Annotated in this window: 17 protein-coding genes; 13 read left to right on the top strand and 4 right to left on the bottom strand. The window is 62.3% G+C overall.

Annotated features, from left to right (window positions below; all coding sequences use genetic code 11):
* The first annotated feature begins 202 nt into the window (after window positions 1-202).
* Window positions 203-1,135, top strand: a complete 933-nt coding sequence (locus IB238_RS04395) for an AEC family transporter (protein ID WP_192243915.1) — start codon at window positions 203-205, stop codon at window positions 1,133-1,135.
* Here IB238_RS04395 and IB238_RS04390 read toward each other — a convergent pair.
* Window positions 1,120-2,769, bottom strand: coding sequence for an acyl-CoA dehydrogenase family protein (locus IB238_RS04390; protein WP_192243913.1), 1,650 nt, complete (start codon window positions 2,767-2,769; stop codon window positions 1,120-1,122). The two genes, IB238_RS04395 and IB238_RS04390, sit on opposite strands and share 16 nt — an antisense overlap.
* 172 nt (window positions 2,770-2,941) lie before the next feature.
* Between IB238_RS04390 and IB238_RS04385 the strand changes: the two genes are divergently transcribed.
* From IB238_RS04385 to dprA, 4 genes are all read left to right on the top strand, one after another.
* Window positions 2,942-3,883 (top strand): aspartate carbamoyltransferase catalytic subunit, encoded by a 942-nt coding sequence (locus IB238_RS04385; protein ID WP_192243911.1) that lies wholly within the window; start codon window positions 2,942-2,944, stop codon window positions 3,881-3,883.
* Window positions 3,880-5,172 (top strand): dihydroorotase, encoded by a 1,293-nt coding sequence (locus IB238_RS04380; RefSeq protein ID WP_192243909.1) that lies wholly within the window; start codon window positions 3,880-3,882, stop codon window positions 5,170-5,172. The genes IB238_RS04385 and IB238_RS04380 overlap by 4 nt, the downstream gene beginning before the upstream one ends.
* Window positions 5,173-5,256: 84 nt before the next feature.
* Window positions 5,257-5,871 carry a glycerol-3-phosphate 1-O-acyltransferase PlsY gene (plsY, locus tag IB238_RS04375; RefSeq protein WP_192243907.1) on the top strand — a complete coding sequence of 205 codons (615 nt, stop codon included), beginning with the start codon at window positions 5,257-5,259 and terminating at the stop codon, window positions 5,869-5,871.
* 14 nt (window positions 5,872-5,885) lie between these two features.
* Window positions 5,886-7,031 carry a DNA-processing protein DprA gene (dprA, locus tag IB238_RS04370; protein ID WP_192243905.1) on the top strand — a complete coding sequence of 382 codons (1,146 nt, stop codon included), beginning with the start codon at window positions 5,886-5,888 and terminating at the stop codon, window positions 7,029-7,031.
* On the opposite strand, the gene IB238_RS04365 is transcribed toward dprA, so the two are convergent.
* The gene (locus IB238_RS04365; RefSeq protein WP_192243903.1) at window positions 6,963-7,217 is read right to left on the bottom strand and encodes a hypothetical protein; all 255 of its coding nucleotides are present in this window, start codon (window positions 7,215-7,217) and stop codon (window positions 6,963-6,965) included. The two genes, dprA and IB238_RS04365, sit on opposite strands and share 69 nt — an antisense overlap.
* Window positions 7,218-7,473: 256 nt before the next feature.
* Here IB238_RS04365 and topA point away from each other — a divergent pair, with 256 nt between their 5' ends.
* The 6 genes from topA to rpmG all read left to right on the top strand — a co-directional run bounded on the left by topA (window position 7,474) and on the right by rpmG (window position 15,199).
* Window positions 7,474-10,143, top strand: a complete 2,670-nt coding sequence (gene topA / locus IB238_RS04360) for a type I DNA topoisomerase (protein ID WP_192243901.1) — start codon at window positions 7,474-7,476, stop codon at window positions 10,141-10,143.
* The gene (gene rnr / locus IB238_RS04355) at window positions 10,140-12,491 is read left to right on the top strand and encodes a ribonuclease R (protein WP_192243899.1); all 2,352 of its coding nucleotides are present in this window, start codon (window positions 10,140-10,142) and stop codon (window positions 12,489-12,491) included. The genes topA and rnr overlap by 4 nt, the downstream gene beginning before the upstream one ends.
* A 120-nt stretch (window positions 12,492-12,611) precedes the next feature.
* Window positions 12,612-13,067, top strand: coding sequence for a DUF983 domain-containing protein (locus IB238_RS04350; RefSeq protein WP_192243897.1), 456 nt, complete (start codon window positions 12,612-12,614; stop codon window positions 13,065-13,067).
* Window positions 13,064-13,732, top strand: coding sequence for an NUDIX hydrolase (locus IB238_RS04345; protein WP_192243895.1), 669 nt, complete (start codon window positions 13,064-13,066; stop codon window positions 13,730-13,732). Before IB238_RS04350 ends, IB238_RS04345 begins: the two co-directional genes overlap by 4 nt.
* A gap of 13 nt (window positions 13,733-13,745) precedes the next feature.
* The gene (locus IB238_RS04340) at window positions 13,746-14,930 is read left to right on the top strand and encodes an MFS transporter (RefSeq protein WP_192243893.1); all 1,185 of its coding nucleotides are present in this window, start codon (window positions 13,746-13,748) and stop codon (window positions 14,928-14,930) included.
* A 101-nt stretch (window positions 14,931-15,031) separates the two neighbouring features.
* Window positions 15,032-15,199: a 50S ribosomal protein L33 gene (gene rpmG / locus IB238_RS04335; protein WP_192243891.1), complete on the top strand. Its 168-nt coding sequence runs from the start codon at window positions 15,032-15,034 to the stop codon at window positions 15,197-15,199.
* Window positions 15,200-16,006: 807 nt separating this feature from the next.
* On the opposite strand, the gene IB238_RS04330 is transcribed toward rpmG, so the two are convergent.
* Both IB238_RS04330 and IB238_RS04325 read right to left on the bottom strand, forming a co-directional pair.
* Window positions 16,007-17,374 carry a PleD family two-component system response regulator gene (locus tag IB238_RS04330; protein WP_192243889.1) on the bottom strand — a complete coding sequence of 456 codons (1,368 nt, stop codon included), beginning with the start codon at window positions 17,372-17,374 and terminating at the stop codon, window positions 16,007-16,009.
* 15 nt (window positions 17,375-17,389) lie between these two features.
* Window positions 17,390-17,761 carry a response regulator gene (locus tag IB238_RS04325; protein WP_108001214.1) on the bottom strand — a complete coding sequence of 124 codons (372 nt, stop codon included), beginning with the start codon at window positions 17,759-17,761 and terminating at the stop codon, window positions 17,390-17,392.
* Between the two features lie 141 nt (window positions 17,762-17,902).
* Here IB238_RS04325 and IB238_RS04320 point away from each other — a divergent pair, with 141 nt between their 5' ends.
* Complete coding sequence (locus IB238_RS04320) at window positions 17,903-18,199, top strand: DUF3572 domain-containing protein (RefSeq protein WP_192243887.1); 297 nt, start codon at window positions 17,903-17,905, stop codon at window positions 18,197-18,199.
* Window positions 18,199-18,855, top strand: coding sequence for a hypothetical protein (locus tag IB238_RS04315; RefSeq protein WP_192243885.1), 657 nt, complete (start codon window positions 18,199-18,201; stop codon window positions 18,853-18,855). The genes IB238_RS04320 and IB238_RS04315 overlap by 1 nt, the downstream gene beginning before the upstream one ends.
* Window positions 18,856-18,959: the final 104 nt, after the last annotated feature.

The raw sequence follows: 18,959 nt of genomic DNA, 5'->3' as shown, positions 1-18,959 counted from the left end.
CTTTCCTCCCTCCTGCGCAGGGGTGCAATGTAAACTCTCCGTTAAGGTTAATTTCCACACGGCCACTGCGGCGACCGCGATCCGCAACCTTTCGGTTCGTCCAATGAGATAGAGCCGATCGTTGAGGATCAACCTTCCGGGTTGCCCTCTTCACGGACACGTGAAATGACGGACCAATAAATGCATCCCGGTCACCATCAGAATGCTCGTTATCTTCGAAAGCACCCTGCCCGTCTTCCTGCTCGTCATTCTCGGAACGCTGCTCAAGCGCTGGCGGAAGATCGATGATGGCCTATGGCTTGGCGTGGAACAGCTTGGCTTCTACGTGCTGTTTCCAGCGCTGCTCTTTTCCACGCTGGCACAGGCGGATTTCGGAGGCATCGCCGCAGGCACGCTTGCTGCCACGTCGATAGGCTCCGTGACACTGATTTCCGGTGCGATCCTTCTTTGCTGGCCGCTCTTTCGCGGAGCCGGCATATCGGCACCGTCCTTTACCACCGTGTTCCAGACGTCGACCCGCTGGAACGGCTTCATCGCCCTTGCGATCGCCGACAAACTCTACGGGCCGGGCAGCATGGCGATATTGGCGCTGATCATGTCGCTCATCATCATCCCGATCAACTTTTACAACATCGCCATCCTGGTCTGGTTCGGCGGCGGCGCACGCAATATCCGCGCGTTCCTGACGAAGATCGTAACGAATCCACTGATCATCGGGGCAGCTCTCGGCACCCTCTTCAATCTCCTTGGCATCCGCCTGTACGCACCGTTGATGGAGACCATCGACCTCATTGCCGAATCGTCGCTCAGCCTGGGTCTCGTCATGGTTGGTGCCGGACTGAGGATAGCGGACGCCTTGAAGCCGCGAGCAATCGCAATTCTCCCTGTCGGATTGAAGCTGCTCTTCATGCCCCTGATGATGACCGGCGCCGCCTGGTTCGCGGGCATCAGCGGAGAAGCCCTTCTAACCGTGGCGCTCGGCGCGAGCGTGCCAACGGCGATGAACGGCTATCTGCTTGCCAAACAGATGGGAGGCGACGCACCGCTCTATGCCGCCGTCGCCACGTTGCAGACCGTGGCGTCGTTCTTCACGATCCCGCTGGTCCTGATGCTGGCCGGTTACGCGGCCGGGTAGAGCAGATCGACGATGTAGGCCGAGTCGAAGCGGGAATCGAGCATACCGTAGGTCGACCGCCATCCTGCGGCCAGGCGCGTCTCCAGGAAGGCATCGGCAATGCGGCCTGCGCCGATCCGGTTGAGTTCGGCGGCAGCCGCAGAAAGTGCCAACTGCTCGACCAGCATGCGGGCAGCGCCCTCGTCGCGCTCACAGAGCGACGTGGCGGCACGCAGCACCTCGACGGTCTTGCGGCCGGACGGCCCGAGATCGCGGGCAATCCCAGCGAAGACCGATTCGAACAGGTCCTTTCCGCGCGACAGCACGCGCAGGACGTCGAGCGCCATCACGTTGCCCGAGCCTTCCCAGATCGCATTGACCGGCGCCTCGCGGTAGTGGCGGGCAATCGGGCGCTCCTCGACATAGCCGCTGCCGCCGATGCACTCCATGGCTTCGTAGATCAGGGCCGGCGCGATCTTGCAGCACCAGTATTTGGTCACCGGCGTCATGACCCGGGCATAGGCCGCGTCATCCGCGCTGACCGGCGCCCGGTCGAAGGCCTCGGCCAGACGCAACGACAGCGCGGTTGCCGCCGCGACGTCCAAGGCCATGTCGGCCAGAACCCGCGTCATGATCGGCTGCTCCACCAGAACCTTGCCGAACACCTTTCGACCGCGCGTGTGGTGCACGGCTTCGGCGAGCGAGGCGCGCATGATGCCGCTGGAGGCCAGCGCGCAATCGAGCCGCGTCAACGTCACCATGTCGAGAATGGTACGGATGCCCTGATCCGGCGCGCCGAGCAGGAAGCCGAAGGTATCGGTGAACTCGACCTCCGCGGAGGCGTTCGAACGATTGCCGATCTTGTCCTTCAGACGCTGGAACCGCAAACCGTTCGCAGTCCCGTCCTCCAGTAGGCGCGGCACGAGAAAGCACCCCATGCCGTCGCGGGTCTGCGCCAGCATGACGAAGGCGTCGCTCATCGGCGCCGACATGAACCATTTGTGGCCGCTGAGCCGGTAGATCCCCTCGCCCACACGCTCGGCGGTGGTGGTATTGGCGCGCACGTCGGTACCGCCCTGCTTCTCAGTCATCCCCATGCCGATGGTGATCGCCGTTTTCTGCATGGCAGGGCGGTTGGTGCTGTCATACTTGCGCGACAGGATGCCTCGGCCCCATTCGCGCTGCACGACGGGCGAAGCGGAGATCGCCGCCACCGAGGCGCTGGTCATCGTCAACGGGCACAGGTGGCCGCTTTCGAGCTGAGCCGTGAGATAGAAGCGGACTGCACGGGCCTTGTGCGCCCTGCCTCTTTCCTCCGGCAGATTTTCCCAGATCGAGGAATGCAGACCGCTTGTCATGGAGCGGCGCATCAGCGCGTGCCAGGCAGGATGGAAATCGACAGCATCGAGGCGCTCGCCGCGCGGCCCGTGGGTACGCAACTGCGGCGGCGATTCATTTGCCATCCGCGCCAGCTCCTGCATCTCCGGTGCGGTGACATGGCGGCCGAGTGCATCGAACTCGTCGCGCAGCGCCTTCGGCAGGGATGCAGTGCCATCGACCAGCAATGGATCGGACCGATAGGCATTGATGCCCGTCCAGAGTTTCGGCTGGTTCAGGTCGGCGAGCGTTTGTTCGGTGCGGGTCAGTTGAGTCATGCAGCGGTTCTAACCTAACTGCTCGCATGACGAAACGGGGACATGGCGGCCGTACCTCAAAAGAATGCCGACAAAAGAGCGTGATCGGGCAGACTGGCCCGTCTGCCGCCTTGCCGCAGGGATGATGAGCCTCTATAGACCCCGCGTATTCAAGACAGTTGAGGCGACCCCAATGGATTCCTTTCCGCATCGCCACCTGCTCGGCATCAAGGGTATGACCGAGCCGGAAATCACCCACCTGCTCGACAAGGCAGACGCCGCCGTCAACATCAGTCGGCAGCGGGAGAAAAAGACCTCGACGCTGAGGGGCCTCACCCAGATCAACCTGTTCTTTGAGGCTTCGACGCGCACGCAGTCCTCCTTCGAACTCGCGGGGAAACGGCTCGGCGCCGACGTGATGAACATGTCGGTCGGCAATTCCTCGGTGAAGAAGGGCGAAACGCTGATCGACACGGCGATGACGCTGAACGCCATGCACCCGGACGTGCTGGTCGTGCGCCACTCGTCTGCCGGTGCTGCAGCTCTTCTCGCGCAAAAGGTCTCCTGCTCGGTGGTCAATGCTGGCGACGGCCAGCACGAGCATCCGACCCAGGCGCTGCTCGACGCGCTCACCATCCGCCGCGCCAAGGGCAAGCTCTCGCGCATCATCGTCGCGATCTGCGGTGACGTGCTGCACTCGCGCGTCGCGCGCTCCAACATTCTGCTCCTCAACGCCATGGGCGCGCGGGTGCGCGTCGTGGCGCCCGCAACGCTGCTTCCGAGCGGCATCGCCCAGATGGGCGCCGAGGTTTATCATTCCATGGAAGAAGGCCTGAAGGACGCCGACGTCGTGATGATGCTGCGCCTGCAGCGCGAACGCATGTCGGGCGCCTTCGTCCCGTCCGTGCGCGAATATTTCCGCTACTACGGGCTCGATGCGGAGAAACTGAAGGCCGCCAAGGAGGATGCACTCGTCATGCATCCCGGCCCAATGAACCGCGGCGTCGAGATCGCCTCGGAAATCGCGGACGGACCGCAGAGTGTCATTGAGCAGCAGGTGGAGATGGGCGTCGCCGTCCGAATGGCGGTCATGGAAACCCTCCTCGTCTCGCAGAACCAGGGACCGCGCGCATGACCCGCCCGACCGTCATCCAGAACGTCCGCATCATCGACCCCTCGCATAACCTCGACGAGACCGGAGCGATCGTCATCCAGAACGGCAGGATTTCTGCGGCCGGCAAGGGAGCCCTGAACCAGGGAGCGCCTGAAGGAGCCGAGATCGTCGACGGCAGCGGCCTCGTCGCCGCTCCCGGTCTTGTCGACGCCCGCGTCTTCATCGGCGAACCGGGGGCAGAGCACCGTGAGACGATCGAGTCCGCCTCGCGCGCGGCCGCCGTCGGCGGCATCACCTCCTTCATCACAATGCCCGACACCGATCCTGTCATCGATGACATCGCGCTGGTCGAGTACGTCCTGAAGACGGCGCGCGACAAGGCGATCGTCCATGTTCACCCGGCCGCCGCCCTCACCAAGGGGCTCGCTGGCACCGAGATGACCGAGTTCGGCCTTCTGCGCGAAGCCGGCGCCGTCTGCTTCACCAACGGTCGCCATGCGATGCATGACAGCCAGGTGCTTCGCCGGGCAATGACCTATGCGCGCGAATTTGGTGCCGTCATCGCACTCGAGACCCGCGACAAGTATCTCGGCGCCGGCGGCGTGATGAATGAGGGGCTGCTCGCAAGCTGGCTCGGCCTTTCCGGCACGCCGCGCGAGGCGGAGCTTATCCCGCTTGAGCGCGACCTGCGCCTCGCCGGGCTGACACGCGCCGCCTACCATGCAGCACAGATCTCGGTGCCGGAATCGGCAGAGGCCATGCGCGTCGCCCGCGGCCGCGGCGCCAACGTCACCTGCGGCATCTCGATCAACCACCTGACGCTGAACGAGAACGACATCGGCGAGTACCGCACTTTCTTCAAGCTGTCGCCACCGCTGCGCGGCGAAGACGACCGCAAGGCGATGGTCGAGGCACTGGCCGACGGCACGATCGACATCATCGTCTCCTCGCACGACCCGCAGGACGTCGACACCAAGCGCCTGCCCTTTGCCGACGCCGCAGATGGCGCCGTAGGCCTTGAGACATCACTTGCCGCCGCCCTTCGCCTGCATCACAGCGGTGATGTCGGCCTGATGCGCCTCATCGATGCCATGTCCACGCGCCCCGCCCGGATCTTCGGTCTCGATGCCGGCACGCTCAAGCCCGGCGCCATTGCCGACATCGCCCTGATCGATCTGGATGAGCCTTGGATCGCCGCGAAGGACGGATTCGTCTCGCGCTCGAAGAATACCCCGTTCGAAGATGGGCGCTTTACGGGACGTGCCGTTCAAACCTATGTTGCGGGAAAGCGTGTGCATTCGACGCGATAAGGGAGATTCGCCGCACATCTGGCAGCAGCCGGATGAGAGGCGTCAATCGGCAAGCCGACAAGCGATCTCGGGGGATATTACAGAGTGTCCGACTTATTCACTTGGCAGTTGGGGCCGCTGCCGACGCTTCTGAGCCTCGCCTTCGGCTATCTGCTGGGCTCGATCCCGTTCGGCTTGATCCTCACACGCCTGGCCGGGCTTGGAGATGTCCGAACGATCGGGTCCGGCAACATCGGCGCTACGAACGTGCTTCGCACCGGTAACAAGAAGCTCGCCGCGGCCACCCTCGTTCTCGATGCCCTGAAGGGAACCGCCGCTGCCGCGATCGCGTCACGCTGGGGCATCGACGCTGGCATTGCCGCCGGCTTCGCCGCCTTCATCGGCCACCTTTTCCCGATCTGGCTGGGTTTCAAGGGCGGCAAGGGCGTCGCCACCTATCTCGGCATTCTGCTTGGTCTGGCGCCGATCATGCTCGCAGTCTTCGCCGCCATCTGGCTCGCCGTCGCCTATCTGACCCGCTATTCCTCTCTGTCCGCCCTGGTTGCAACGGCCGCAAGTCCGGTTGTATTGTGGATCTTGGGTAACGAGAAAGTGGCACTGCTCTTCGCGGTTCTCACCCTGATTACCTGGTGGAAGCACCGCACCAACATTGCGCGGCTCATGAGCGGTACAGAGAGCAGGATCGGCGACAAGGGCTAAGCTCGGGGGAACACATGTCCGATGGCGCAGGCAGGCAGGGAATAGCGCTATCGGAGAAACAGAGGATCGCCTGGCTACGGCTGATCCGCAGCGACAATGTCGGCCCCGTCACCTTCCGAGATCTCATCAATCATTTCGGCACCGCCGAAACCGCGCTGGAAATGCTTCCGGAGCTTTCCCGTCGCGGTGGCGCGGCACGCGCGATCCGGATCGCAAGCCGTGCCGATGCCGAACGCGAACTCGACCTTGCGTATCGGCACCAAGCAGCTTTCGTCGGTATCGGCGAGCCCGACTACCCTGCCTTGCTCCGCAAGATCGACGGAGCGCCGCCGCTCCTTGCCATGAAAGGAAACCTGCGCGTCGCCAATGATGTCGCCGTGGGCATCGTCGGATCCCGCAACGCTTCCATCGTCGGCGCGAAATTCGCCGCCATGTTGGCGCGGGATCTCGGCGCTGCCGGCTATGTCGTTGTTTCCGGTCTCGCCCGCGGCATTGATACCGCAGCACACCGTGCCAGCCTCGCCACCGGTACGATTGCGGCGATGGCGGGCGGACTCGACCAGCCCTATCCGCCGGAAAATACCGGCCTGCTTGACGAGATCACGAATGGAAACGGGCTTGCCGTCAGCGAGATGCCATTCGGCTGGGAACCACGGGCGCGGGATTTTCCGCGCCGCAACCGGCTGATCGCCGGAATCGGCCTGGGACTGGTCGTCGTGGAAGCCGCCAACCGTTCCGGCTCGCTGATCACCGCCCGCAACGCTGCCGATTTCGGCCGGCTCGTCTTTGCCGTCCCTGGCTCCCCGCTCGATCCACGCGCGCACGGCACGAACGCCCTGCTGAAAGATGGCGCCATCGTCACGACGAACGCATCCGATGTGCTGGAGGCATTGGCGCCGCTGCATGAACCCGACATGTTCCAGTCCGTGAGCGGCGCAGACGAGCCTGCAGTAGACAGCAACGACATCCCCCTCCCCCCGAACGATGGCGATCGCGACCACATCGCCTCCGCCCTGGGGCCAACCCCGGTCGAGATCGATGAGATCATCCGTCACACCGAACTTCCGGCAGCGACCGTCTATCTCGTTCTGCTAGAGCTGGATCTTGCCGGTAGGCTCCACCGCTATCCCGGCGGGCTTGTTGCTTTCGCCGCGAATTGACATGGGCCGCAGGCCGGCCTGGATGTCGCCGGCCTCGACGTAGGCCATCTCGATCAGGTAACGCAGCATCTCCGCCCCCTCCGCGTCGGCTACAGCGCGAAGCTCGCCGAGCATCTGGCGGATGTAGGCAATTTTCTCCTGCGTTTGCCCGCCGGGCGGAACCGGGATCCTGACTTTGGAATTCATTTTCCTGTTCCTGTTCGATTACCGCCACAGAATCGCGCATCATGCTGCGTCTTCACGCTCAGAAGACGATACAACCTTTATTTTAAATTGCAACATACGATAAAACATCCCTTGGTTGTATTGCTTTTAGTTATTTTGCCCTCGCCTCTTGACCGGGACGCTTTCCCTGTTCATTTCGAGGCGACGACAACGCCGGCGCGTATCGCATTTCAAAGGGCCATCCCGCCGGGAACGCCCCCGGCTTCAGAGAACGACGATGAATGTTGTAGTGGTGGAATCGCCTGCCAAGGCCAAGACAATCAATAAGTACCTGGGTTCAGGCTACAAGGTCCTGGCCTCGTTTGGCCATGTCCGCGACCTGCCTGCGAAGGACGGCTCGGTTCTGCCCGACCAGGACTTCGAGATGTCCTGGGAAGTCGACGGTGCCTCCGCAAAACGGATGAAGGACATCGCAGATGCGGTAAAGTCCTCCGACGGCCTCATCCTTGCAACCGACCCGGATCGCGAGGGTGAAGCGATCTCCTGGCACGTGCTCGACCTTCTGAAAAAGAAGCGCGTCCTGGGCGACAAGCCGGTCAAGCGCGTCGTATTCAACGCAATCACCAAGTCGGCCGTTCTCGACGCGATGAAGGCGCCGCGCGACATCGACATTGACCTGGTCGACGCCTACCTGGCCCGCCGCGCACTTGACTATCTCGTCGGCTTCAACCTTTCGCCGGTTCTGTGGCGCAAGCTTCCGGGCGCACGCTCCGCCGGCCGCGTCCAGTCCGTGGCGCTGCGCCTCGTCTGCGACCGCGAGGCCGAGATCGAGCGCTTCGTTTCGGAAGAATACTGGAACCTGTCGGCGCTGCTGAAGACGCCGCGCGGCGACGAGTTCGAGGCGCGCCTCGTCTCGGCCGATGGCAAGCGGCTGCAGCCGAAGGCGATCACCAACGGCGAGGAAGCCAACCGCCTCAAGACCCTGCTCGACAGCGCAAGCTATCGGGTCGAGAGCGTCGAGGCGAAGCCGACCAAGCGCAACCCGGCCCCTCCGTTCACAACCTCGACCCTGCAGCAGGCCGCTTCCTCCAAGCTCGGTTTCTCGGCTTCGCGCACCATGCAGGTGGCTCAGAAGCTCTATGAAGGCATCGACATCGGCGGCGAGACGGTCGGTCTGATCACCTACATGCGTACCGACGGCGTGCAGATGGCCCCCGAAGCCATCGATGCCGCACGCCACGCCATCGGCAGCCAGTTCGGCGACCGTTACCTGCCGGAGAAGGCCCGCTTCTACTCCACCAAGGCGAAAAACGCCCAGGAAGCGCACGAAGCGATCCGCCCGACCGACTTCAACCGCGTACCCGATCAGGTCCGGCGCGCCCTCGACCCGGACCAGGCCAGGCTTTACGACCTGATCTGGAAGCGTGCGATCGCCAGCCAGATGGCGTCGGCCGAGATCGAGCGCACGACCGTCGAGATCGATGCAGACAATGGCGGCAAGCACGCCGGCCTGCGGGCGACCGGCTCAGTAATCCGCTTTGACGGCTTCATTGCCGCCTACACCGATCAGAAGGAGGACGGCGAGCAGTCGGACGATGGCGACGAGGACGGTCGCCTGCCGGAGATCAATGCGCGCGAAAATCTCGCCAAGCAGAAGATCAACGCGACCCAGCACTTCACCGAACCGCCGCCGCGCTACTCGGAAGCTTCGCTGATCAAGAAGATGGAAGAGCTCGGCATCGGCCGGCCATCTACCTATGCCGCGACGCTGAAGACCCTGGAAGATCGCGAATACATCACCATCGACAAGCGCAAGCTCATCCCGGAGGCCAAGGGACGTCTCGTCACTGCCTTCCTCGAAAGCTTCTTCACCCGCTACGTCGGATACGATTTCACGGCATCGCTGGAAGAGAAACTCGACCAGATTTCTGCGGGCGAATTGAACTGGAAGGACGTCCTGCGCGACTTCTGGCGCGACTTCACTGCTCAGATCGACGAGACCAAGGAACTGCGCGTCACAAACGTGCTGGATGCGCTGAACGACATCCTTGCGCCGTTGGTCTTCCCCAAGCGCGAGGATGGCGGCGATCCCCGCTCCTGCCAGGTCTGTGGCACCGGAAAGCTGTCGCTGAAACTCGGTCGCTACGGCGCCTTTGTCGGCTGCTCGAACTATCCGGAATGCAACTACACCCGCCAGCTTTCCTCCGAGGCAAACGGCGATGCGGAGGCTGCCGCATCCAACGAACCGCAGAGCCTCGGCAAAGATCCGCACACCGGCGAAGAGATCACCCTGCGGTCCGGCCGTTTCGGCCCCTATGTCCAGCGTGGCGACGGCAAGGAAGCCAAGCGGTCGAGCCTGCCGAAGGGGTGGACGCCCGCAAGCATCGATCATGAGAAGGCGGTCGCCCTGCTCTCGCTGCCGCGCGACATCGGCGCACATCCCGAGACTGGCAAGATGATCTCTTCCGGCCTTGGTCGCTACGGACCCTTCGTTCTGCACGATGGCACCTATGCCAACCTGGAGAGCATCGAGGACGTGTTCTCGATCGGCCTCAACCGAGCCGTATCCGTACTGGCCGACAAGCAGACCAAGGGCGGCGCCCGCGGCCGGGGAACACCGGCGGCGCTGAAGACGCTCGGAGATCACCCCGATGGCGGCGCGATCACCGTTCGGGACGGCCGCTACGGCCCTTATGTCAACTGGGGTAAGGTCAATGCGACCCTGCCGAAAGGCAAGGAAGCCGACGCGGTGACGATTGAAGAAGCGCTTGTGCTGATCGCCGAGAAGGCCGGTAAGAGCGGCGGCACCAAAGCGAAGGCCAAGGCCAAATCCGCCTCGTCCAAGACAGCGGCTGCGAAAACTACCAAGGCAAAGACGACTAAGACCGCCAAGGCAACCGGCACGAAAGCCAAGGCGGCAGCCAAAACCAAGAAGGCAAGCGAATGACGCATGATCCGCGCGACCGGCCCAAAGGCAAGCGGCCCGGCCGTGCGGGACGCGACCTGCCGCCGGGCGCCGAAATCCCGCTGATCCACGGCGAGATTCCACCGCGCGACGTGCTGCTGCGCTTTATCGCCGATCATCCGGACAAGGCTTCGAAGCGGGAGATCTCGAAAGAGTTCGGCCTGAAGGGCGAGAAGCGTGTCGAACTAAAAATGCTTCTGAAGAGCTTCGAGGAAGAAGGGCTGCTGGAGAAGCGCCGCAAGTCGCTCGTGCGCCCCGGCGCCTTGCCACCCGTTACCGTCCTCGACATCACCACGCGCGATGTGAGCGGCGACCTGATCGGCCGCCCGGCCGAATGGCTGGACGATGCCGGCGTGGCGCCTGCGGTCACGATCCGTCAGTCGACCGTCGGCAAGTCATCCGGCAAGGTACCGGTCGCCGGCCTCGGTGACCGCGTGCTGGCAAAAATCTTCCCGGCAAAGGACCGCGGCGGCCCTGCCTACACGGCACGGATCATCAAGATCCTCGACAAGCGCAAGAATGCCGGCATGGGCATGTTCCGTACCATGCCCGACGGCGGCGGCCGCATCATGCCGATCGAGCGCCGCGGCGAGGAGCTATCGGTGGACAGCGATTTCACCGCCGGCGCAAAGGACGGCGATCTGGTCGAGATCGACGTCGTCCGCATCGGCCGCTACGGCCTGCCGCGCGCACAGATCAAGTCGGTCATCGGTTCGGTCGCCTCGGAAAAGGCGATCTCGATGATCGCAATCCACGCCCATGGCATTCCCTATATTTTCCCTGATAGCGTTATCAAGGAAGCTGCGGCTGCCGGGCCGGCAAGCATGTCGCATCGCGAGGACTGGCGCGACCTGCCGTTGATCACCATCGACCCGGCGGACGCAAAGGACCATGACGACGCCGTCTACGCGGAAGCCGACACCAGACCCGAGAACCCGGGCGGCGTCATCGTCACCGTGGCCATCGCCGATGTCAGCTACTATGTCCGGCCAGGCGCCGCACTCGACCGCGAAGCCTTGAAGCGCGGCAACTCGGTCTATTTCCCCGACCGCGTCGTACCGATGCTGCCCGAACGCATTTCGAACGACCTCTGCTCGCTGCGGGAGGGCGAGGATCGCCCTGCGCTCGCTGTTCGCATGGTCTTCTCCAAGGAAGGCCGGAAGGCGAGCCATACCTTCCATCGCATCATGATGAAGAGTGCGGCCAAGCTGTCCTACCAACAGGCGCAGGCTGCGATCGACGGCGCACCCGACGACAAGACCAGGCCGATCCTCGAAACGATCCTGAAGCCGCTCTGGAACGCCTACCGTATTCTGACGGTTGGCCGCGACCGGCGCCAGCCGCTCGAACTCGACATGCCCGAGCGCAAGATCCAGCTGAAGGATGATGGTACGGTTGATCGTGTCTTCGTTCCGCCGCGCCTCGATGCGCACAAGCTGATCGAAGAGATGATGATCCAGGCGAACGTCGCCGCTGCGGAGACGCTGGAGACCAAGCGCCAGGCACTGATCTACCGTGTCCACGACGCGCCTTCGCTCGCCAAGCAGGAGACGCTGCGCGAGTTTCTCGCCACGCTCGACATCTCGCTCGCCAAGGGCGGCAACATGCGCTCCAATCATTTCAACGGTATCCTGAAGAAGGCCGAAGACAAACCCTTCCAGCAGATGGTCAACGAGATGGTGCTGCGCTCGCAGAGCCAGGCGATCTACAGCCCGGAGAACATCGGCCATTTCGGCCTCAACCTGATGAAGTATGCGCACTTCACCTCGCCGATCCGCCGCTATGCCGACCTGATCGTGCATCGCGCGCTGGTGGCATCCCTGAAGCTCGGCGAAGGTGGAATCACGCCGGACGAAGAAAGAACGCTGGACGACATCGCTGCAGAAATCTCCACCTTCGAACGCCGCGCCATGGCGGCGGAACGCGATACGGTCGACCGGCTGATTGCACACCATCTCGCCGGCCGCATCGGCGAGGAATTCGACGGCCGGGTCTCCGGCGTCACCAAGGCGGGACTTTTTGTCACCCTGCCCGCCTATGGCGCCGATGGTTTCGTGCCTATATCTACGCTCGGGCGCGACTATTACCTCTTCGACGAGGCGCATCAGGCCCTGTCCGGTGAAAAAACCGGCCTCGGCTATCGGCTGGGCGATGAAGTACTCGTCCGGCTCGCAGAGGCCGTGCCGCTTGCCGGAGCCCTGCGGTTCGAGATGTTGAGCGAAGGGCGAAAGATGCCGACAGGCGTGCGTTCTTTTCACAAGGCGGGTCGGCGCGAACGTGCCGGCTCACGGCGACAGCCGGGTACGCGCCCGCCGCGCGGTAGACGCTAGTGCGCAGCGTGTCTGTTTGGACGCACAAAAGCACACTAACCTGAAGCTGCGCTGATCCTTGCTGAAGTCGGATTATGCGCCAAAGCCGGACAAGGTTGCGCCGGCGACAAGGACATGGATATGCAGGCGACATTTCAACAACAGGGCATTCCCGTGACATCCACCGGCAACGACCGCCAGGCCGGCAAGGCAATCAAGCGCGGCTTGCTCAACCGCTGCCCGTCCTGCGGCGAAGGGCACCTGTTCAGGGCTTTCCTGAAACCGGTTGATGCCTGTTCCGTCTGCGGCGAAGAGATGAAACATCATCGCGCCGACGACCTGCCGCCTTATATCGTGATCACAATCGTCGGCCATATCGCCCTAGCGGGCTACATGATGACCGACCTCATCCTGCCCCTCACGACCTGGATGCATCTCGCAATCTGGGTACCTGTTACGCTGATGGGAGCACTCGGGCTGATGCAGCCGGTCAAGGGTGGCGTCATCGGCCTGCAATGGGCACTCAAAATGCATGGCTTCGGCGAAGAGGCCGACAAGCCGGCCGACGATCTGCAACTTCGCGATCCGGCCGCATGAAGAAGCCCGGCCTGTTGCGGCCGGTGGATGCCGCTTCCGTCGTCGTGATCGACCGATCCGAGGATCGATTCCGCGTTCTCGTGGGCAAGCGCAGCAGCAAGCATGTGTTCATGCCCGACCTCTACGTCTTTCCCGGCGGTCGCCGGGACCGCCACGATTCACGCATCGCCGTCAGTGCACCGCTGCACCCGGCCGCCACCGCGCGGCTGCTCCTGCGCACGCCGGCGCGAACCAACCAGGCAACGCTACGTGGGATCGGCGTTGCCGCCCTGCGCGAACTGCACGAAGAAGCCGGTTTGACGATCGGGACCGACGTCAGCGACCAACCGGGAATGCTGTCCTTCCGCCCCGATCTGTCGGGACTGCGCTTTTTCGCCCGTGCCGTCACGCCGCCGGGCCAACCCCGACGCTTCGACACGCGTTTCTTCGCCCTCTTCGCGGATGAAGCCGGCATTGACCCTACGGCGGCAACCGACAGCCACGAATTGCTCGATCTGCGTTGGATCGACATATTCGAACAATTTGGCGTCGAAATGCCTTTTATAACGGTCAAGGTTCTTGAAGAACTGAAGGGCTGCCTTCAAAAAGACCCATCCCTGCCGTTCGGAGTGCAGGCGGCCTTCTTTCTGACCCGGCGGGGGCAGATCGTCCGGGATACGCTCTAGGATCAATGTGCTGATGGAAAAAACGCAGTCCGGCAGCCGGACCCCGGTGGACAACATTCACTGGCGCTCGCTCTTCGCCGCGATTGCGGCGATTTCAGCGGTCGGAATTGCGATCGGCCTTGGGCTGCCGCTGCTCAGCATCATCATGGAGAAGCGCGGCATTCCGTCCACGCTGATCGGGCTGAACTCTGCCATGGCGGGTATCGCCTCCATGCTTGCAGCACCTTTTGCGGCGCAGATCGCGCACCGGTTCGGCACGTCGAGTACGATGGTTGCGGCTATCGTCCTTGCCGCAGGCAGTTCGCTCGGCTTCTACTACATCCAGGACTTCTGGCTCTGGTTCCCGCTGCGCCTGGTGTTCCACGGCGCAATTACAATGATGTTCATTCTCTCCGAATTCTGGATCAACGCCGCCGCCCCGCCGCGGCGACGCGGGCTTGTGCTCGGCATCTATGCAACTGTGCTGTCGCTAGGGTTTGCTGCCGGCCCTCTCCTCTTCTCCCTGCTCGGCAGTGACGGCCCGCGACCCTTCGCAGTCGGCGCCTGCATCATCCTCCTTGCAGCCGTCCCCATCATGTTTGCCCGCCGGGAAAGCCCGACGATCGACGAGAAGCCTGAGTTGCACTTCATGCGCTACGTCTTTCTCGTGCCGACGGCGACGGCTGCGGTCTTCGTCTTCGGCGCGGTCGAGGTCGGCGGCCTGTCGCTGTTTCCGATCTACGCCACCCGAATCGGCTTCACCGAATCGCAGGCGGCCTTGCTGCTCACCGTCATGGGAATCGGAAACTTCGTCTTCCAGATCCCGCTTGGCATGCTGTCCGACCGGATGAAGGACAGGCGCAGCCTGTTGTCGATCATGGCGCTGATCGGGCTCTTGGGGGCAGCAGCGTTGCCGCTTCTGGCAGAAAACTGGCTCTTGATGGCGACTGTGCTGTTCTTCTGGGGCGGATGCGTTGCCGGCCTCTACACCGTCGGCCTCAGCCACCTCGGATCCCGCCTCCATGGCGCGGACCTCGCCGCTGCCAATGCCGCCTTCATCTTCTGCTACGCGGTCGGAACGGTCGCCGGACCGCAGGCAATCGGTGCGGCCATCGATTTGACGGGTACGAACGGATTTGCCTGGGCAATCGTGTTCTTCTTCGGCCTCTATGTCGTACTTTCCCTGGGGCGCATGGCATTCCGGCCAAAACGGGCTTGACTTTTCGGGCGCGATTTGTAGTTTCGCGCCACATTTAGACTTCAACGCCGTGGAACCGGACTGGTCGTCCACGGCTTCGTTTTTGTAAAGGCAGGACGACCATGGCCAAGGCTACCACCATCAAGATCAAGCTGCTGTCGACGGCCGACACCGGCTTCTTCTACGTCACGACGAAGAACAGCCGTACGATGACGGAAAAGATGACGAAGACGAAGTACGACCCGGTCGTGCGCAAGCACGTCGAGTTCAAGGAAACCAAGATCAAGTAATCCTGGTTTTTCTGACTTCTGAAAAGGCGCGTTCGCGATGGCGACGCGCCTTTTTCTTTGCGCGTCCGCCTGACGACGTAAGCAACTTTTTCGGAAGGCAGGCTGAGAAAGCACAACGCCGCCTCCTTTCGGAAGCGGCGCAGAATGGGGGCCGGCTGGGGAAGACCACGGCACGAGGATTCCGCTAATGTCATCGCCAGCCGGCCGACCCCACGACCCAGGAGATGCGGCGGACCTAGCATCATGGGGTAACGTAACCGGTAAGGGGCCTTTCAGCTCACCTTCAAGGAGAGGATTGCGCGGAATTGAAAAAAAATCAACGAAATCTTAGGTGCCGCCGACGCACCGCCGGCAGCCATGGTTAACTCGTTTGCCTACACCGCAGGGAATAAGGCGAAGAAAACGTTATGTCATACAACTAAATTTTCCGGCGAAATCAACAACCCCCAGATGCATATCGCCGGTACTAAACGTCCTGACGCAAGGTAACCCCATTCACTGTGCGATCAGAACACGTTGAATACATTAGCAAACGCGAACAGTAATATAAATTACAAAAAATAGCCTATGCGATGGTTTTTTAGCGATCCGCCACACCGAATGGCAAGCAGCAGTACCCGTTCGGTCGGACAAAAGAAAGTTGACCCATAGTCAGATATCGTCCGGCTTCATGGAGAAAAGCTGTGGAAAACTATTTGCGTAGCGAGACTGTGTCTCTTCTGCCACGACTCGCACAACTGCGTTCGCAGGAACGGACCGTGCAACCGCGTTATCGCTATCTCGAAGAGTCCACCAGGGAATTCGTGACTACGCAGCAGTCGCGACCACGCGATTGCGGCCGGAACGCTTTGCCTCGTAGAGCGCCATGTCCGCACGTTTCATGAGTGCCTCCGGTCCGTCGCCGTCTTGCAGGAGAGAAGCAATCCCGAGCGAGGCAGTCACCTGCAGGGCGGCACCGACATCCGGAAGCACAAACGGCCCCTGCTCGATTGTCATCCGCAGCCGCTCAGCAACGGCCGTTGCCGTCTCGGCAGAGGTGTCCGGCATCACCAGCACGAACTCTTCCCCGCCGTATCGGCAGGCAAGGTCGGCACCACGCACAGCCGTCCGCAGCCGGTTGGCGAACTCGCGCAGGACAGCGTCGCCGACATCATGGCCGTATGTGTCGTTGATGAGCTTGAAGCGGTCGATGTCAGTAATGCAGACGGACATCTGGCGCCCACGGGCCATGGAACGGTCCATTAACAGCTTCAGATGGCTGTCGAGGTAGCGGCGATTGTGCAGGCCTGTAAGGCCATCAATAACCGCCAGTTCGATCGACTGGGTGACATTGGCGCGTAGCCGATCAGTATAGCGCTTCCGACGAATCTGGGTGAGACTGCGGGCCAACAGCTCGTTTGGTTCGATCGGACGCATCAAGTAGTCCGTAACCCCGAGATCAAGTGCCCGCACCACCATCTCATCGTTGCCCTGGTCGGTGATCAGCAGAATCGGCAGGTAGCGCGTTCTCTCCAGCGACCGCAACTGCGAGCACAGGCGAAGCGGATCGTAGTCTGCGAAATTGGAATTGACGATAACCAGTTCGAACGGATTTTCAGCCGCTTCAAACAAGGCTGCCTGCGGATCGGACATGCAGGTGACATCGGCAATCGGCCCTAGTCCGCGAACGATCCTCTCCTGCGAACTGCCGCGGCCATCCACCAGCAAGACCGAGCCCGGCTCTTCGCCGAGAGCACCTGCAAGCCCAGACTCCATGCCGAGCGCGTGGGCAGTGGCCGCCCGTATCCGCAGTTCGTCCGTCAGCGTCTTCAGGCGCACCAGGCTCTTGACGCGCGACATCAATTGCAGATCGTTGACAGGCTTGGTGAGAAAATCGTCGGCCCCGGCCTTGAGACCCCTCACCCTGTCTGAGGGCTGGTCGAGTGCTGTGACCATCACAACGGGAATATGCGCCGTCTTCGGATTGTCCTTGAGCCGCTCGCAGACCTCAAAGCCGTCGATGCCCGGCATCATCACATCGAGAAGGATGAGGTCGACCTGGGTCCGTTCGCAGATTGCAAGCGCATCATATCCATTGGCCGCTGTCAGAACGTCGAAATACTCGGCGAGAAGCCGAGCCTCCAACAGTTTGACGTTGGCCGGAATGTCGTCAACGACGAGTATGCGCGCTGTCATGCGTCCCACCCCGCCTCATGCATCGCCCAGATAGGTTTTGATAGTTTCAATAAATTTCGGCACCGAGATTGGCTTGGAGACATAGGCCTCACAGCCGCCCTGGCGAATCCGCTCCTCGTCGCCCTTCATCGCAAACGCCGTCACCGCGATGACGGGGATGACATGCAGTTCGTCGTCCTCCTTCAGCCACTTCGTCACCTCGAGGCCGGAAACCTCGGGCAACTGGATGTCCATGAGGATCAGATCAGGGCGGTAGCGGCGGGCGAGGTCGAGGGCTTCCATTCCATTTCTGGTCTGGATTGTCGTGTAGCCGGAGGCCTCGATGAGGTCCCGGAAGAGCTTCATATTGAGCTCATTGTCCTCGACGATCATCACCTGTTTCGGCATTACGCGTCCTTGCCCCTCACTCCAGCTTTGCAACGTCCCAAGAGAGATATAAGTTGCCGCAAAGCCGAATTCACCCAGCACGATTCCCGCCATGCTAGCGGCATTTGGTTGACTAAAAGGTAACTTTTCAGGGAAATTGCCATGCAAAGCCAAAAAGATACAGCGGCCGAGGACGCCGAATCGACGGCAATCGCCGTGCTTGCATGGCTCGCTGGCGAACCGGAACTCCTGTCCCGTTTTCTGGCGCTGACCGGCGTCGATCCATCGGCAGTGCGCGCGGCAGCAACCAACCTCAGCTTCCTTGCCGGCCTTGTCGACTTCCTCATGGGCCATGAGCCTACGCTGATGGCCTTTTGCGAGGCGACCGGCACGAAACCGGAGCAGGTCGTACGCGCGCATGCCAGCCTTAGCGGCAGCGCCCACGGCGGCGGCTGGTGATGGTCGCCGGCACGATATTCCCACTCGACCACGTCCGCCTCGCGGATCGGCCGCTTGTCGTCTGCGACATCGACGAAGTGGTGCTTGAATTCCTCTCGCCGTTTGCCGCCTTCCTCAATTCCCGCGGCCATGATTTGCTGCCCCGTTCCTTCCGGCTCCACGGCAACATCATTGAAAGCGCGACCGGCGAGGCCGCGATCGATACGGTCGTCGATGCGCTGCAGGAAGATTTCTTCCGCCTGCAGGAAGACTGGCAGACACCCGCCGTACTCGCGGTGGAAACGCTCGGGGCGCTTGGCCGCGACGCGGACATCGTGTTCCTGACCGCGATGCCGCCACGGCATGCCGAGGCCCGGCGCCGGCTGCTGCACCGGATCGGCTTGACATTTCCGCTGGTGGCGACCGAAGCTGCGAAGGGTCCGGTCGTGCAGGCCCTGCACCGCTCCCGACCGCTGCCGCTCGCGTTCGTCGACGACATCCACTTCAATCATCTCTCGGTGCAAGGAAGCGTTCCCGAGGCACTGCTTGTCCAATTGATGGCCAATCAAGTCTTTCGCGCGATGGCACCCGACCCCGGTGAAAAGGTTCTGCGGGCAACGGACTGGCGCCATGCGGAACGCCTGATCCGCGCTCATTTCGCAAGACCTCCGTTTTGACGGCACTGCTGCGGAGCGGCACCGGCCGAATGCTACGGCAGGTTGGAATACGAAGGGCAGTTCCATGTGCTCCTCATTCGATGCCACCAGCGCATGCCTGGGCC

Source organism: Rhizobium sp. ARZ01, from assembly GCF_014851675.1.
In the GTDB taxonomy this organism is placed as follows: Bacteria; Pseudomonadota; Alphaproteobacteria; order Rhizobiales; family Rhizobiaceae; genus Mycoplana.
This window is presented reverse-complemented; position numbering and strand designations above follow the sequence as displayed.